General features: G+C 28.4%; 16 protein-coding genes and 1 tRNA gene. 4 read left to right on the forward strand and 13 right to left on the reverse strand.

Going from position 1 to position 15,489, the window contains the following annotated elements; all coding sequences use genetic code 11:
• Nucleotides 1–11 precede the first annotated feature (11 nt).
• A complete protein-coding gene (locus tag AC2A4K_RS10100; protein WP_322502364.1) occupies nt 12–560 on the reverse strand; it encodes a hypothetical protein in 549 nt (182 codons plus the stop codon).
• 223 nt (nt 561–783) lie between these two features.
• Here AC2A4K_RS10100 and AC2A4K_RS10105 point away from each other — a divergent pair, with 223 nt between their 5' ends.
• On the forward strand, nt 784–1,143 hold the full coding sequence (locus AC2A4K_RS10105) for a GntR family transcriptional regulator (RefSeq protein WP_322502365.1): 360 nt from the start codon (nt 784–786) through the stop codon (nt 1,141–1,143).
• A gap of 31 nt (nt 1,144–1,174) precedes the next feature.
• On the forward strand, nt 1,175–2,287 hold the full coding sequence (locus AC2A4K_RS10110; protein WP_322502366.1) for a DUF5808 domain-containing protein: 1,113 nt from the start codon (nt 1,175–1,177) through the stop codon (nt 2,285–2,287).
• A gap of 22 nt (nt 2,288–2,309) precedes the next feature.
• On the opposite strand, the gene AC2A4K_RS10115 is transcribed toward AC2A4K_RS10110, so the two are convergent.
• The 3 genes from AC2A4K_RS10115 to AC2A4K_RS10125 form a co-directional block, all read right to left on the reverse strand.
• Complete coding sequence (locus tag AC2A4K_RS10115; protein ID WP_322502367.1) at nt 2,310–2,636, reverse strand: hypothetical protein; 327 nt, start codon at nt 2,634–2,636, stop codon at nt 2,310–2,312.
• Nucleotides 2,637–2,730: 94 nt separating this feature from the next.
• Nucleotides 2,731–3,321: a class D sortase gene (locus AC2A4K_RS10120; protein ID WP_322502368.1), complete on the reverse strand. Its 591-nt coding sequence runs from the start codon at nt 3,319–3,321 to the stop codon at nt 2,731–2,733.
• A 70-nt stretch (nt 3,322–3,391) separates the two neighbouring features.
• Nucleotides 3,392–3,478: transfer RNA gene (locus tag AC2A4K_RS10125), tRNA-Leu, on the reverse strand.
• 231 nt (nt 3,479–3,709) lie between these two features.
• Between AC2A4K_RS10125 and AC2A4K_RS10130 the strand changes: the two genes are divergently transcribed.
• Complete coding sequence (locus AC2A4K_RS10130; protein ID WP_322502369.1) at nt 3,710–4,651, forward strand: DUF6414 family protein; 942 nt, start codon at nt 3,710–3,712, stop codon at nt 4,649–4,651.
• Nucleotides 4,652–4,692: 41 nt separating this feature from the next.
• Here the strand turns inward: AC2A4K_RS10130 and AC2A4K_RS10135 are convergent, their stop codons facing one another.
• Nucleotides 4,693–5,562: a methionyl aminopeptidase gene (locus AC2A4K_RS10135; RefSeq protein ID WP_322502370.1), complete on the reverse strand. Its 870-nt coding sequence runs from the start codon at nt 5,560–5,562 to the stop codon at nt 4,693–4,695.
• Between the two features lie 307 nt (nt 5,563–5,869).
• Nucleotides 5,870–6,466 (reverse strand): zinc dependent phospholipase C family protein, encoded by a 597-nt coding sequence (locus AC2A4K_RS10140; protein WP_322502371.1) that lies wholly within the window; start codon nt 6,464–6,466, stop codon nt 5,870–5,872.
• Nucleotides 6,467–6,567: 101 nt separating this feature from the next.
• On the opposite strand from AC2A4K_RS10140, the gene AC2A4K_RS10145 reads away from it, so the two are divergent.
• Nucleotides 6,568–7,488, forward strand: coding sequence for an FG-GAP repeat domain-containing protein (locus tag AC2A4K_RS10145; RefSeq protein ID WP_322502372.1), 921 nt, complete (start codon nt 6,568–6,570; stop codon nt 7,486–7,488).
• 64 nt (nt 7,489–7,552) lie between these two features.
• On the opposite strand, the gene AC2A4K_RS10150 is transcribed toward AC2A4K_RS10145, so the two are convergent.
• The 7 genes from AC2A4K_RS10150 to clpX all read right to left on the reverse strand — a co-directional run bounded on the left by AC2A4K_RS10150 (nt 7,553) and on the right by clpX (nt 15,485).
• Nucleotides 7,553–8,176, reverse strand: a complete 624-nt coding sequence (locus AC2A4K_RS10150; protein WP_322502373.1) for a hypothetical protein — start codon at nt 8,174–8,176, stop codon at nt 7,553–7,555.
• An 83-nt stretch (nt 8,177–8,259) separates the two neighbouring features.
• Entirely contained in the window at nt 8,260–8,550 is a 291-nt protein-coding gene (locus tag AC2A4K_RS10155; RefSeq protein ID WP_322502374.1) for a hypothetical protein, read from the reverse strand.
• Nucleotides 8,551–8,586: 36 nt separating this feature from the next.
• Entirely contained in the window at nt 8,587–9,096 is a 510-nt protein-coding gene (locus tag AC2A4K_RS10160) for a hypothetical protein (protein ID WP_322502375.1), read from the reverse strand.
• A gap of 220 nt (nt 9,097–9,316) precedes the next feature.
• Nucleotides 9,317–9,910, reverse strand: coding sequence for a ribosome biogenesis GTP-binding protein YihA/YsxC (gene yihA, locus AC2A4K_RS10165; protein ID WP_322502376.1), 594 nt, complete (start codon nt 9,908–9,910; stop codon nt 9,317–9,319).
• Nucleotides 9,910–12,240 carry an endopeptidase La gene (gene lon / locus AC2A4K_RS10170; protein WP_322502377.1) on the reverse strand — a complete coding sequence of 777 codons (2,331 nt, stop codon included), beginning with the start codon at nt 12,238–12,240 and terminating at the stop codon, nt 9,910–9,912. The genes yihA and lon overlap by 1 nt, the downstream gene beginning before the upstream one ends.
• Nucleotides 12,241–12,361: 121 nt before the next feature.
• The gene (gene lonB / locus AC2A4K_RS10175; RefSeq protein WP_322502378.1) at nt 12,362–14,074 is read right to left on the reverse strand and encodes an ATP-dependent protease LonB; all 1,713 of its coding nucleotides are present in this window, start codon (nt 14,072–14,074) and stop codon (nt 12,362–12,364) included.
• 103 nt (nt 14,075–14,177) lie between these two features.
• A complete protein-coding gene (clpX, locus tag AC2A4K_RS10180) occupies nt 14,178–15,485 on the reverse strand; it encodes an ATP-dependent Clp protease ATP-binding subunit ClpX (RefSeq protein ID WP_322502379.1) in 1,308 nt (435 codons plus the stop codon).
• Nucleotides 15,486–15,489 lie beyond the last annotated feature (4 nt).

Raw genomic sequence — 15,489 nt, forward strand, 5'->3', positions numbered from 1 at the left:
ATCTTTTTATTTTAAAACTCATAAATTATTACTTCATATGCTCTCAATCTCAATTCATCTATTTCTTTTTCAGAATTTTTATAATTACTAATTAATATCTTTGGGTTTATACCTTCACACCAATCAAAGGAGAAGAAATTTTCTCTATCCAAAAGATTGCACACAACAAGTAAATTTTTATCTTCATACTTACTAATATACGATAATATACTTTCATCATTATTTACTACTTCTTTAAATTCATTTTCTTTTATATATTCTTTAACTCTTAATAAATTATTTAAATATCTTTTAAATCCTATTATTTTAAAAAAATCAGCTTCCTTTACTATGTTAAGATAATTTTCAAAAGTACTTTTATTATCTTGTAATAAAATAAAATACGTAGATATAAGATTTAACAGCTTTAATCTATGAAAACTAACAGTAGTATTTTCTGCTATCCTCTTTAAAAGCCCTTGAAAAATTTCCTTATTTTTATTTAATACTTCATTAAGGTTTCTTAAATTTAATCTTCCATCACATATTAATTCCTTCTTTTTATTACTTAAATTTATCATAAATCATCTCCACCATTTAAATAAATTTAATATTAAATAATATTAGTAAATTATATGAAAGAAAAACTGTTTATATCATCTAAAATTTAAAAAATTCCTTCTTAGCTAAAATATTAACTATTCTATTAAAATTATAGAAAACAAAAATAAGTATAATATAGTATTCCATTTACATATAATATTTGTTATATTATATATATAACAATGATTAGGAGGTAATTTCATGATTGTTGAATTAGATTTTGAAAGTGATGTTCCTATATATATACAACTAAAAAATGAAATAATAAAATTATTGGCAAATAAAACTTTAGTCAACGGAGATTCATTACCCTCAGTAAGGTCCTTCGCCTCTCAACTTGGTATAAATCTTCATACAGTAAATAAAACCTATTCACTCTTAAAAGATGAAGGCTACATAAAACTAGATAGGCGTACTGGAGCTGTTGTTTCTATTGACTTCTTATCTAATGAAAAGTTTAAAGAAAACTTAAAAGCAGATATGCAAAATTATATAAATGAATGCATTGCTAGAAATATCTCTAAAGAAGAGTTTATAAAAATTGCTGAGTCACTTTTTTAAAATGAAAAATATATTTTATTAGGAGGGGACTATGGACTATATCATATCCTTTTTATTTATATTATTTGATTTCTTTATATTTTACTTTTTAGGAGCATATGTGAATAAATTTTCAGATCAAGGAATCATATTTGGCGTTAGAGTTCCTATAGAATTTAGAAGTAATCCTAAAATTAAATTAATAGAAAAAATTTATAGAAGACATTGTTTAATATACTGCTTAATGGTTACGGCAATAGCATTAATTGTTAGTATCTTCAATCATCCAGCCTCTATAGTTCTTCATATATACCTTCTTTTATTTGCAATTACAATACCTTATGTAAAAGCAAATAAAGCCATGAAAAGAATAAAAAAAGAACTTGGCTGGAAAGTTTTATCTAAAAATAAAATAATATTATCTATTGATAATAAAAAAGAAAAGGTTACTTTAAATCTTTGGTGGTTTTCTATTCCTATTTATTTAGGTATAGTAAATTTATTAGAAGTAATTATTTTTTATCCTAAGAAAATTATAGAAATACCTATGCATTTTGACTTTTCAGGGAATATAACAAGCTTTGCTAGTTCAAATTTAATAGGAACAAAAGCTTCTGTCTATATGCTACCTGTTTCTTCACTATTTATTACATTATTTTCATTATTTATAATAAAATCTTTCGTAAAAAAAGGAGCTAGATTAAATGGAGGAACAATTGCTTCCCTAATAAAAGAAAAAAAAGTTTTTAAACGTGAAATATCATTAATGTTATTTTTCACATCATTAAATATTAGCTCATTATTTGTATTTCTAACATCTATAATTCTAGGCTTAATTAAGGTCAATAAAGAAATTTTTACTGCTGTAAACATCTTATTTTTGATTTTAATAATATTAATACCTTTACTATTTATCTTTAGAATATTAAAATCAAGAAATCGCCCAATAAGTACTAATGATGATGAACTTTATAGAGATGATGATGACTTATATAAATTAGGTTTATTTTATTATAATCCTAATGATCCAGCTATTATGGTTGAAAAACGTGCTGGTATTGGGTATGACTTCAATTATGCTACCTTACCTGCAAAAATATTTGTTATAATAACATTTTTAATTCTTTTAGCCTCTTTAATAATGCCATTTTTTTATTCAAAATAAAAAGAGGACAAACTGTCCTCTTTTATTTCTCTGCTTTAAGTCTACTTCTCCTATGTTTATCTGTTTTAAAAGTAAGATTAACTATAAATAATACTATAACACTCACATAACAAATTAAATATACTCCTACAGATATTTTACTCATAAAAACTAAATACATAGCTGTAAGTATAATTCCACAGTTGCCAATTCTTTTAAGTGTATCTCCTAATATGCAACTTATATATTCCACATCATCTTTTTCTTTATCAAAGCCTGATAAAAGATTGGCTAACTTTTTTTCTTTTACCTTATTTCCTATAAATATGTTAAAAATACTTAATGATAATAATAAAATAGCTATAACCATATTTCCCTCCAAATACCATTTTATTGAATTATACCATAAATTAACATATATTTTTTGTATTACTAATTAATCTTTATTAAAATTTTTTTAATTTTTATTCAATTAAAATTCCTTTTACCACAAGTCTATTTTTTGCTCTATTAGTACATGTTACTAAGGTTATTTCCTTTCCTTCTCCTTTTTCTAATAAAGTAAAATCTGTTGGCTCTATAACTTTCTTTGTAAAAATCTTATATTTATATATCTTGTTTTTATAATTTAATTCTATAATATCTCCTACTTCTAATTCCTTTAAATTTTCAAATATACTCCCATAAACATTATTATGAGCTCCTAAAACACAATTTCCTTCTTCATCTGGTAAAGAGGAATTTTCAAAATGAGCTATAGAGTATTTTAAATTCTCCTCAGATACCCCTTCTACTATTGGTGATAAAAGATTAATTTTCTTTATTTCTAGTAATCCCCATATATTTCCTTTATTTGTATTTTTCTTTTCTTCTCTTAAAGAATCTGAAGTATTATCATTTATATTTAAACTATTCTCATACTCTTTTATCAATGCTTTTTCTCTTTCTTTTCCTTTATAATTTAAATATAATATGCTGCTTGTTATAAATAAGCCCATTATAAAAATTATTAATATACCTATATTAATAATTAGTTTTATTTTTTTATTTTTCAAATTACTTCCTCCAAAAACTTATAATTTTATAAGTAACTATAAAAAAAACACCTGAGAACTCTCAGATGTTTGGTGCCGAAGACGGGACTCGAACCCGTACGAGTATTAGCCCGGCGGATTTTGAGTCCGCTGCGTCTGCCAATTCCGCCACTTCGGCGTGAACATTTTTATTATATAACAATTGTACAATTTTGTCAATACAACAATTTCCACATCATACACTTCATCCTACTTCTCTACCATTATATAATAATTTATTCCTCACTTACTAGAAATAATAAAATCTCTTTCTCCAATCTATTATTACTTTATTATCTTAAATATTCATAGTAAATAAATCTTTATAATATAAATTATAATAACAGCATGTTAAGTTAGGAGAATAATAATGAATGATCTTTTAAACCTCTTTATATACATAGATGAATACTTAATTAAAAGCCTATCCTCTGTATATTTGAATGGATTTATAGATATACGAACTTCTAGAAGAATATGTGATAACACCTTAGCTGGAAGAATCCACTTAGATGAAAATAATAAAATATTTTGTAGTGACGGAAAAAGTAAATCTTATAATAAGGGTTTTAAGACTAATAATAGAGCAAATGATTTCAATGAAACAACTTTTTATGGAAATGATCGAAGTGTAGAAAGTAGAATATTTGGAAGAACTGAAGAAGAGATAAAGAGAATTTTTACCACCTTTGAAATACACAATAATATGATTACGAGAATGACTGATTCAAATGCACTAAAAGATATAAATGACATCTCCTTTATTAATTCAAATATTTCAGAAGGAGATTATATAAGAATAAAAGGATGCATAACTGAAACCTCAATGTCATCCTATTTAGATTCAATCATAAGCTTATTGGAATGTTTTCCTATAGAACTACTTGATTCTCTTTTAGTAGATAAGAACTTAGGCAAGTTAAATTTTTCAATAATATTGAATTTATTAAAATCAATCAAAACTAAACTCTCTTGCACTTCTACTGAAGATATAATTATGAATTGTTCTGATTATACGGCAATACTTAATACAAATTCTAAATATTTTTTAAATGGAGATTGCTATGTTTATGATAAATGTAACTGTAGTTGTAATGTTCTAGGTAAGGTTATTAAAGTTTGTACAGATGGTAATGATTGTATAAACCTCTTACGAAAACTTACGCAAGAAAATTATTATATTAATTTACTAAATTCAATTTCCCCTTATTTAGATTTAATAAAAAATCTTGATATACCTATTCCCAAATACCCTGATCCTAAAATTAAATCTCCAACTGTGTTAATAGCACCAATAAGTATGTATTTTTAAAGGCTTTCTAATTTAAACTAGAAAGCCTTTAAAACTTTTTACTATTTAGCTATTATTTCTATTCCATCTTCTGTTACTAATATAGTATGCTCCCATTGAGCTGAAAGAGAGCCATCCATAGTTAATGCAGTCCAATCATTATCAGCATCCACAAATACATCATATTTTCCTTCATTTATCATAGGCTCTATAGTGAATATCATTCCTGGAACTAATATCATTCCTTCTCCTGCATCACCATAATGATATACAAACGGATCCTCATGGAATTTTAACCCTACTCCATGGCCCCCAAAATCTCTTACAACTGAATATCCATTCTTTTCAGCATGTTCTTGAATTGCTGCTCCTATATCTCCTAAGAATCCCCAAGGTTTAACTGCTTCAATTCCTTTTTCTAAGCACTCTTTAGCAACTCTAACTAGTCTTTTAGCATTTTCACTAGCTTCTCCTATAATAAACATTCTTGAAGCATCTGAATAATATCCATTGTATATAGTAGAAACATCTACATTTATTATATCCCCTTCTTTAAGGATTATATTTTTATCTGGAATTCCATGACAAACCTCATCGTTTATTGATGTACATACACTTTTAGGGAATCCGCCATAATTAAGTGGCGCTGGAATAGCCCCTTTACTTATTGTATAGTCATGTACTATTCTGTCTATATCTTCAGTACTCATTCCTGCCTTTATTTTTTCTGCAACTAAATCTAAGACAGCATTATTTATTTCTGCACTTTTTCTTATTCCTTCTATTTGTTCTTCATTTTTTATTATATCTCTAGTAGGAACTTCAAAACCTTCTCTAGCTAAATTTTCTATTCTCTCATCAAATTCCATATGACATTTTTTATATTTTTTCCCACTATTACACCAACATAAATCGTTTCTATTCATTTTCATTTTTTTGTCTCCTTATAAAAACTTTAAATACTCAATAAAGTATATATCTATACTTTTAAGTATATACTAAGTTATACTTTTTTCAAGTTTCCTCCTCCCCCTTTAGTTCAAAAAAAGAATAGCTTTTATTAAGCTATTCCCTCCAATTACTATCTATAAAAAGAGCTATATTTTCTTATATTGTATTCATTATAATTCATTAAGTTATATATAACTCCTTTTATATTAAATCTCTTTGCTAATATTATCATAATATCCTCCTATCATTTACCCTTTTTATAATAATATGTAATATTATTAGTTTTTATTAAAAAGCAACGTATTTTTCTCTTAAAAGTTCTTTTTTATCATTTTTTTCTATACACTCTAAAATATATCTTGTGACTGAATTAGTAAGATACATAGCAAAAAACAAGTCATTATGATGGCCATATAATTTTCTATATTTTTTCAAAGCTTCTCTTAAAAAATCATCATAGTTGGAATTTCCCAATATCTTATAGCTATCACTTATTATTACCTTTTTACTTAAAACCTTATGTAACTTTTTCTCATATAAGACATGCTTAAGTGTTACACTTTCTTTAAATCCCCATTCTTCATCGTGAGGTAATGAAAAGAAATCACATAGAAAATGACATATTACTCCCAATTCTATACTAAACTTTTCTTTTCCTAATTGATTTATTATGTTATAGCTATTTAAGCTTGTTAAATGAACTATCTTCTCCTCAATAATCTTTTCAAACTGCTTTCTACCATGTTTCTTCAGTCTATATTTAGGTGATATGTCTGGAAGAACATTCCCTTTTAAGAAACTCTTTTCATCAATTAATTTTCTTCCTCTTCCCTCAATAGTTTTTAATGTATTTTCTCCTATTTCAATATGAGTTTTATAAAGCATATTAATCACCACCTTTAATATATTTTGTTCAAAGTACAAAAAAAAAATTACAAGTTAATAAAAAATATAATATCTACATATAATCTAATTGAGGTGATTTTATGAGTTCTATAAATAAAAATCATATAAAAAAACTCACTTATTTTATGCTTATTTTAATTTCTTTTGTTTTAGTAGTTTCCTTTAAAAAAACTTCTACTAAGGCTATTATTAATGATCATATACAAGAACAAACTGTAAAAGCAGATTTAAATGGTGATGGTAAAGAAGATTATATATATATTGAATTAGAAAACGAACAAAAATATCATGTTTATGCAAGTATTAATGATAAAAACTATGACTTAATTCCAAATAAAAAAATTAATTCTTTAGGTAAATTTTCTTCTAATTGGCCAATGACTTTAAACCTATTAGATTTAGATAGAAATAATATTCCAGAGATAATGATTCAATCCTCAGAAGATAATGTTTCTATTCAACATCTATTTAAATGGACTGGAGAAAGTTTTGAAGATATTTTTTATTCTACAAATAATGTATTAGGAATTATAGATTCAAATAATGGAAAAACGCCAAAAATAATTTCATTTTCTTTAACAGATTCTAAGGAAAATATCCAAAAGTATATGCTTTTAAATAAAAAAACAAAAAACATATCCTATGATTCCATAGAACCTCCTGGATTATATCCTATCATTAGTTTCATAGATATAATCTCATTAAATTATGAACTCTCCGAACTTCCAAACATATTTATAAGTTATATTCCATCTGAGGACTTATCTCAAATATGGCGACTAGAAAAAGAGCTTTATTACTATACCTTTCAAGATGCTTTTTTCAGAGATATCGTTTGGAATAACAAAGGAGAAATAACTACTTGCTCATGGAGTATAAATTTTAATAAAATTTCAAAAGAAAATAGTAGCTCTAAATCACAGATTAATTTTACAATACAATTAGAAAAAGTTGATGATACTTTTCTTATAAGTTCAATTAATCTTCATTCAAAGAAATAAAAAGAGGTTAAGTTAAAATCATATGATTTTAATTTAACCTCTTTATCCATAAATGTTTCATATATTAATATGTTATTTTTCCTTCCTTATACATTCTTAAAACTTTATCTAAAAATCTAGCTCTTTGGGGATCAACAAAATTTCTAAGAGAAAGTAGCATAGTAACTATAGGATCCATACTGACACTACTATTAATGCTATTGCCTCCTGAATTACCTTTCCCCATACTTCCACCTAACATATTAGCAAGAGCTCCCAATCCTCCCATGCCACCCATAGGATTCATTGCACCATTTGGTGATCCTCCTCCACCTAATAATCCCATAAGTGGTCCTAAATCTCCCATAGGATTTCCTCCTCCCATCATGGCTGCCAAAGGATTATTATTGTTATTATTCATTTTCCCCTTTTCTTCTTTATAATTACTTGGCGAGTCTTTTTTTCCTCCTTGTTGATTATTTAACATTGAACTTATAGAGCTCATATCGAATCCATTATTTCCCATAGAAGATAAAACTTCAGAAACTTTATTCATATCTATATTCCCAAGACCTAGCATATCTAACATTTGAGGATTTAATCCTCCCATCATATTTCCTTGCTTTGAATTTGAATTTGAATTTGAATTTGAGTTTGAATTTGAGTTTGAATTTTGATTGTTTTTGTTCTTATGTCTACGTTTTGACATCTCCTATCCCCCTTAATATATTTTTGATATGTACTATATTTCTTATTTTTTTAGGAGGGTTAAAAAACCCTCCACATATTATTCTAACAACAATTACAGCCGCAGCTATTTGTATTATTTGTACCACCACATAGCAAGAATAATAAGAATAAGATAAATGCTCTATCATTGCATAATAAGCCTGAGCTTTGTAATACTAAGAGTGTTGGCAATACTGTACAAGGATCAAATCCTGAACAATTATTTACTCCTGAAAAACTATTTCCTACACAACAGCAATCTTGTTTCTTACATTTGCATTTGCCATGTTTGCATTTACATTTACAACATTTGCATTTACAACATTTGCATTTGCAGCATTTTTTTCTACTCATAATGTTCACTCCTTTTTGAATTTCTAAAAACCATTACTAACATCCGCAATTACCAAAGAAACCATCTCCGCTGTTATTTCCGAAGCCGAAGCCGTTACCGCCACATAGAACTACTAAAATAATTATCCAGATTAACCAGCTACAACCGCCGCCTCCGAATCCGCCAAATCCGCCAAATCCGCCGAATCCGCCTTGGTTTCCACAGCAGCAACAACAATCATCATCACAACAACAACAACAACCTCTATTGCCGGAACCTCCAAATCCGCCACAGCCGCCGCCAAATCCGCCACAACATAGAAGTATCAGCCAGATTAAAGTCCATATTCCACCACCGCAGCCAAATCCAAAGTTTCCAAAGTCACATCTTCTTGATCTTGATCTGTCAAAGTCACAACAATCTCTTAAAATTCTGTCTATATCACATCTTCTTGATCTTGATCTACGTCTGGATCTAGAAACCCTTCTTGATCTAGACCTATCACAGTCACGATCGTCTCTCCAATTATTATCTGATATTCCTTCTAAGATTTCATTTAAATCCATAAAATTTGCCTCCATATATTTTCTTTATACTATATAGTATTCTGACTTATATTTTTTGACACTTGTTTATGGATTTTTTTCAATATTTTGTAATATATCTTTATAGCCTAGCATATACTTCAAAAAAAATAGCCATGAAGGCATAATCCTTCATGGCTATCTTTTAATATTATATTCTTAAAACTTCTAAAAGGTTAACTATATAATAAATCTTTTAAATTTAATTTTCTTCCACTAAATCATCAAATAGATAATCTACAAGTTCATCTTTTCCCTTTTTATTTAGTGAAGAGAAAAACTTCAATTTATAATCTTTAGGTAAACCTAAAGTTTCTTTTATAAGTTTTTCACTTTTTCCTATTTGATTGTTAGATATCTTATCACTCTTTGTTGCAACTACTACAACTTCATATCCATAGTGCTTTATCCATTCATACATTTGAATATCATCAGCAGTAGGTTTATGTCTACAATCTACTAATAAAACAACCTTTTTTAATGGTTCTCTATTTATTAAGTATCTTTCTATCGTAGCACCCCAAGATGCTTTTTCCTTTTTAGATACCTTAGCATATCCGTATCCAGGTAAATCTACTAAGTAAAACTCTTTATTTAATAAGAAAAAGTTTATTAATCTAGTTTTTCCTGGAGTTTGACTTACCTTTGCTAATCCTCTTCTATTTGTTAATGAATTTATTATAGAAGACTTACCAACATTTGATCTACCAACAAAAGCAATCTCAGGTAAATTGTCATCAGGGTATTGCTCTCTCTTAACCGCTGATATTATAAATTCCGAACTTTTTATTTTCATTATTTTTCAACTCCAACCAATGCATTTTTTAATACATCATCAATTTTATCTGCAAGTATTATATTTAAACTATCCTTAACTATCTTAGGAAGTTTAATTACATCTTTTTCATTTTCTTTAGGAACTATAACTGTATCAATTCCAATTCTTCTTGCTGCTAAACATTTCTCTTTTAATCCACCAATAGCTAGAACTTTTCCAGTTAAAGTTATTTCTCCTGTCATAGCAACATTATGCTTAACTTTTTTACCAGTTAATGCTGATACTAAGGCAGTAGTCATAGTAACCCCAGCAGAAGGACCATCCTTAGGAACAGCTCCTTCAGGAGCATGTATGTGAATATCTTTCTTAGAATAAAATTCATCTTTTATTCCTAACTCTTTCATATGAGCTCTAACATAAGAGTATGCTGCTCTTGCAGATTCCTTCATTACATCTCCAAGTTGACCTGTAAGTTCTAGTCTTCCTTTACCATCCATGACCATTACTTCTACAGGTAGAGTATCTCCACCATAAGCTGTCCAAGCCATTCCTGTTACTACTCCAACTTTATCTTCTTTATCAATCTCTTCATAGCTAAATATCTTAGGTCCTAGATATTTTTCAACTAATTTTGTGGATATATTTAGCTTTTCCTTATTCTTTTCTATTATATCCCTTATTCCTTTTCTTATAACATTAGCTATCTGTCTTTGAAGATTTCTTACTCCTGACTCTCTTGTATAACTATCTATAATAAGCTTTAAAGCTGAATCAGATATGTTTATTTTTTTACTACTTACTCCATGTTCTTTTAAAGCCTTCGGTACTAAATATCTTTTAGCTATTCTAAATTTTTCTTCATAAGTATATCCTGATACCTCTATTAATTCCATTCTATCTAAAAGAGGTCTTGGAATTCCATCTAAAGAGTTTGCTGTTGTTATAAACATAACCTCTGATAAATCTACGTCTACTTCTAAATAGTGATCTCTAAAAGTTTTATTTTGTTCATTATCAAAAACTTCTAATAAAGCATCAGCTGGATTCCCTTTAAAATCCATTCCTAACTTATCAATTTCATCTAGTAAGAAAACTGGATTCATGCTTTTAGCTTCTTTTAATCCAGTAACTATTCTTCCTGGAATTGCCCCAACGTAAGTTCTTCTATGACCTCTTATATCAGCCTCATCTCTAACTCCACCTAAAGACATTCTTACAAAGTTTCTATTTAATGAAGTCGCAACACTTTTAGCTATAGAAGTTTTACCTACTCCTGGAGGACCAACTAGACAAAGGATAGGACCTCTTAATGAATTACTTATTTGTTTTACAGCTAAGTATTCAAGAATTCTGTCCTTTACGTCTTTTAATCCATAATGATCTTTGTCTAATACTTTCCTAGCTTCCTTTATATCTAAAGTATCCTTGGTGTATTCTCCCCAAGGCATGTCCAATAAATTTTCTAAATAAGTTCTTGTAACTCCTCCATCTTGTGAATATGGTGATGAAGCTTTAAGTTTTGAAATTTCATATTGAGCTTTTTCTTTAACTTGATTTGGTAACTTTTTCTCTTCTATTATTTTTTCAAAATCTATTATAGCCTTTTTATTTTCATCATCTTCCCCAAGTTCTTCTTGGATAACCTTTATTTGTTCTCTTAAATAGTATTCTCTTTGTCCTTTATCAAGTTTCTTCTTAACCTTAGTACCTATTCTTTTTTCTATCTTAGCTACTTCAATTTCTTGTTTCACATAGAATATTAATTTTTCCATTCTTTCCTTAAGGTTTAAAGTTTGAAGAATATCTTGTTTATCCTCTTGTTTTATAAGAACATATGAAGAAATTAAATCAGTAACCTTATTCAAGTCTTTTTCTTCTTCTAGATTATCAAATAAATCAACACCATTTATTCCACTACTTGCCGTAATATCTAAAAATTCAAAAAAGTCATCTTTTAACTTTCTTGATAAAGCTTCAATTTCATGGTCAACTTCATTATCAATATCTATTTTTTCTATTGATGCTTCAAGTAATTCCTCTTTATCAAAGAATTCATCCATCTTTGCTCTTTCAATACCTTCTACTAAAACTCTTATAGTATCCTTTGGCATTTTTACAATTTGTTTTATTTCACAGATTGTACCTATATTAAAGATGTCATCTTCACTTGGTTTGTCAATTTCTATATCCTTCTGAGCTGCTAAAAATATTTTTTGGTCTCCTGCCATAGCTTTTTCAACAGCTTCTATTGACTTTTCCCTACCAACGTCAAAGTATATAACCATATTAGGAAATACAGTTAAACCTCTTAGAGGAATTAAAGGAAGAATTAATTTATCTTCTTTCATAAATATCCCCTCCAAAAAAATTAATAACTATATATTATGTAAATATATAGCCTTTAACAAGTATACACATATTATAAGTTTTTTTCAACCTTAATTAATTGCATAAAAGAAAACTAACACTTTAAGTGTTAGCTTTCTTTAAAGATTCTGCATTCAAGGCACCAGCACCAAAAAATGCTGCATTATCCTTAATTGTCAAATTATCTTCTTTAACACTTTCTTCTTCAAAAAGTGCAAGTTTTAAAACCTCTTCAATTCCTTTAACTCCTACTATCTTTATTCCATCAATATCTCTTGTTACACTACTTAAATTTTCCTTGGGAACTATGACTAATTCTGCTCCTGCTCTCTTTGCTGCTAAGATTTTAGCATTTACTCCACCAATTGGTTTTACCTTACCCTTTATTGATATCTCGCCAGTCATAGCAACTCTGTTGCTCACAGGAATCCCCTTTATTGCACTATATATAGCCGTAGCTATACTTATTCCAGCCGATGGCCCATCAACTGGTATTCCTCCTGGAAAATTCACATGAATATCATATTCTTTTGAATTTAAATTAAATATATTATCTAAAACAGTTAATACATTTTGTACAGAACAATATGCAGTGCTCTTTCTCTTTATTTTTTTCTCTCCTCCACCTAATTCTTCATCATCTACTATTCCTGTAATTTTTATATTTCCAACATTATTTTTTGAAGCCTTGGCTGTAGCTTCTATCTCCATTAAAGCTCCATTATTGGCACCATATACAGCCAAACCATTCACATATCCAATCTCCGGCTTATCATTTATCATTCTTTCCATTCTCGGATTATATTGACCATTTTCAATAACCCAATAAATATCACTTTCTTTTATATAATCCCTATTTTCATTTATAGCAAGACCAGAACATAATTGAACTAAATTTATAACCTCTCTTCCATTAGTACAATATCTAGCTACTATATCCAATCCTTCATCACTTATTCTATATCCAACTTTTTTAGTTGCATTTAAGGCGATTTCTCTAATCTCTTCAACAGTTAATCCTCTAAAAAATATCTCTACACACCTTGATCTTATGGCTGGAACAATTTCTTCTGGACTTCTTGTAGTAGCTCCAATCAATCTAAAATCTGCTGGTAATCCATTATCAAATATTTCCTTTATATATCTAGGTGTATTCGGATCTTCTGAACTGTAATAAGCTGAATCTAAAAAAACCTTTCTATCTTCTAAAACCTTAAGAAGCTTATTTAATTCAATTGGATGTAATTCTCCTATTTCATCAATAAAAAGTATTCCTCCATGTGCCTTAGTTACCGCTCCTGGTTTTGGTTGAGGCACTCCTGCTATACCTAAAGAACCCGCCCCTTGATATATAGGATCATGTACAGATCCTATTAAAGGATCTGCTATTCCTCTCTCATCGAATCTTAGAGTTGTTGCATCAATTTCAACAAACTTAGAATCCTTGTTAAAAGGAGATGAAACCATTCTTTTTGCTTCCTCTAAAATTATTCTAGCAGCCGCTGTTTTACCTACTCCTGGAGGACCATATATTATTACATGCTGTGGATTTGGTCCACACAATGCAGCTTTAAGAGCTTTTATTCCTTTTTCTTGCCCTATTATTTCTTCTAATTTACTAGGTCTACTCTTTTCAGTTAAAGGCTCTGTTAACTTTATCATCCTTAGTTTATTTAACTTTTCCATTTCTTTTTCGTTTTCTTTTTCTAATACATTATTATTTTTCTTCTTATTGTTAACTGAATTACTCATATATACGAAAAATAAAACTGATATAAGCAATTGCAATAACATTATAAATGTGTAACTATTCATCTTTAATACCTCCCGTTCTTTAAGGTTAGTATTTACTTATTAATGTGATGATATTCCAAAAAATCCAAAAAAAAAGATGCATACTAGTACGCATCTTTTTTTACTAAGCAGTTTCTATATCTTTTCTACTTTTACTTTTCTTTTCAGTTCTTAAAGTTGGTCTAACTTCTCCTTCTGGAAGTTTCTCAACTTCAGGCTCTTTTCTATCTTTTATTGTTTCTTCTGTTATAGTAGCTTTCACTATACTTTCTTCTGATGGTATTTCAAACATTATATCCATCATAGTTTCTTCTACTATAGCTCTTAATCCTCTAGCACCGGTTTTTCTATTTATAGCTTCGTCAGCAATAGCTTTCAATGCCTCTTCTGTAAAGTCTAGCTTTACATTATCAAGCTCAAATAACTTCTTGTATTGTTTAACTAAAGCATTCTTTGGCTTAGTTAAAATACTTACTAGAGCTTCATTATCTAGAGCTTCTAAAGTTACTAGAACTGGTAATCTACCAACAAATTCTGGAATTAATCCGAATTTTAATAAATCTCCAGGCATTATATCCTTTAAAAGTTCTCCAACATTTTTTTCGCTTTTCCCTTTAACTTCAGCGCCAAATCCTATAGAACTCTTAGTGCCTCTTTTTTCTATTATTTTATCTATTCCATCAAAAGCTCCACCACAAATAAATAATATATTTGAAGTATTAATTTGTATAAACTCTTGATGAGGATGCTTTCTTCCACCCTGTGGTGGTACTGAAGCTGTTGTTCCTTCTAATATTTTTAGTAAGGCTTGTTGAACACCTTCTCCTGAAACATCTCTTGTAATAGATGGATTTTCTGATTTTCTAGCAATCTTATCTATCTCATCTATATATATTATACCTTTTTCAGCTCTCTCAACATCATAATCTGCATTTTGAATTAGCTTTAAAAGTATATTTTCAACGTCTTCACCAACATATCCTGCTTCTGTTAATGTTGTAGCATCAGCAATAGCAAATGGAACATTTAACATCTTAGCAAGAGTTTGTGCAAGTAATGTCTTACCTGAACCAGTAGGACCTAATAAAAGTATGTTACTTTTTTGTAGTTCAACGTCATCTTCTGCCTTATTAGCATTTATTCTCTTATAGTGATTATAAACTGCTACTGCTAAAGACTTTTTAGATCTCTCTTGGCCAACTACATATTGATCTAAATAGTCTTTAATTTCTTGTGGCTTTGGAAGATTACTTGCTTCTAATGGTGATGTTTGTGTATTTCCCTCAAATTCATCTTCTATAATTTCTGAACAAAGTTCTATACATTCATCACATATATATACACCAGGACCTGCGATTAATCTCTTAACCTGTTCCTGATTTTTACCACAAAAAGAACATCTTAATTGCTTTTTATCTTCGAATTTTCCCATCTCA

It is taken from the genome of Clostridium sp. LIBA-8841 (genome assembly GCF_057782475.1).

What these genes read in the sequence shown, in the direction of transcription:
- AC2A4K_RS10135 (WP_322502370.1), bottom strand. Translation starts at nt 5,562, where the DNA reads ATGAAAATGAATAGAAACGATTTATGTTGGTGTAATAGTGGGAAAAAA.
- AC2A4K_RS10140 (WP_322502371.1), bottom strand. Translation starts at nt 6,466, where the DNA reads ATGCTTTATAAAACTCATATTGAAATAGGAGAAAATACATTAAAAACT.
- clpX (WP_322502379.1), bottom strand. Translation starts at nt 15,485, where the DNA reads ATGGGAAAATTCGAAGATAAAAAGCAATTAAGATGTTCTTTTTGTGGT.
- yihA (WP_322502376.1), bottom strand. Translation starts at nt 9,910, where the DNA reads ATGAAAATAAAAAGTTCGGAATTTATAATATCAGCGGTTAAGAGAGAG.
- lon (WP_322502377.1), bottom strand. Translation starts at nt 12,240, where the DNA reads ATGAAAGAAGATAAATTAATTCTTCCTTTAATTCCTCTAAGAGGTTTA.
- lonB (WP_322502378.1), bottom strand. Translation starts at nt 14,074, where the DNA reads ATGAATAGTTACACATTTATAATGTTATTGCAATTGCTTATATCAGTT.
- AC2A4K_RS10160 (WP_322502375.1), bottom strand. Translation starts at nt 9,096, where the DNA reads ATGGATTTAAATGAAATCTTAGAAGGAATATCAGATAATAATTGGAGA.
- AC2A4K_RS10155 (WP_322502374.1), bottom strand. Translation starts at nt 8,550, where the DNA reads ATGAGTAGAAAAAAATGCTGCAAATGCAAATGTTGTAAATGCAAATGT.
- AC2A4K_RS10100 (WP_322502364.1), bottom strand. Translation starts at nt 560, where the DNA reads ATGATAAATTTAAGTAATAAAAAGAAGGAATTAATATGTGATGGAAGA.
- AC2A4K_RS10110 (WP_322502366.1), top strand. Translation starts at nt 1,175, where the DNA reads ATGGACTATATCATATCCTTTTTATTTATATTATTTGATTTCTTTATA.
- AC2A4K_RS10145 (WP_322502372.1), top strand. Translation starts at nt 6,568, where the DNA reads ATGAGTTCTATAAATAAAAATCATATAAAAAAACTCACTTATTTTATG.
- AC2A4K_RS10130 (WP_322502369.1), top strand. Translation starts at nt 3,710, where the DNA reads ATGAATGATCTTTTAAACCTCTTTATATACATAGATGAATACTTAATT.
- AC2A4K_RS10105 (WP_322502365.1), top strand. Translation starts at nt 784, where the DNA reads ATGATTGTTGAATTAGATTTTGAAAGTGATGTTCCTATATATATACAA.
- AC2A4K_RS10150 (WP_322502373.1), bottom strand. Translation starts at nt 8,176, where the DNA reads ATGTCAAAACGTAGACATAAGAACAAAAACAATCAAAATTCAAACTCA.
- AC2A4K_RS10115 (WP_322502367.1), bottom strand. Translation starts at nt 2,636, where the DNA reads ATGGTTATAGCTATTTTATTATTATCATTAAGTATTTTTAACATATTT.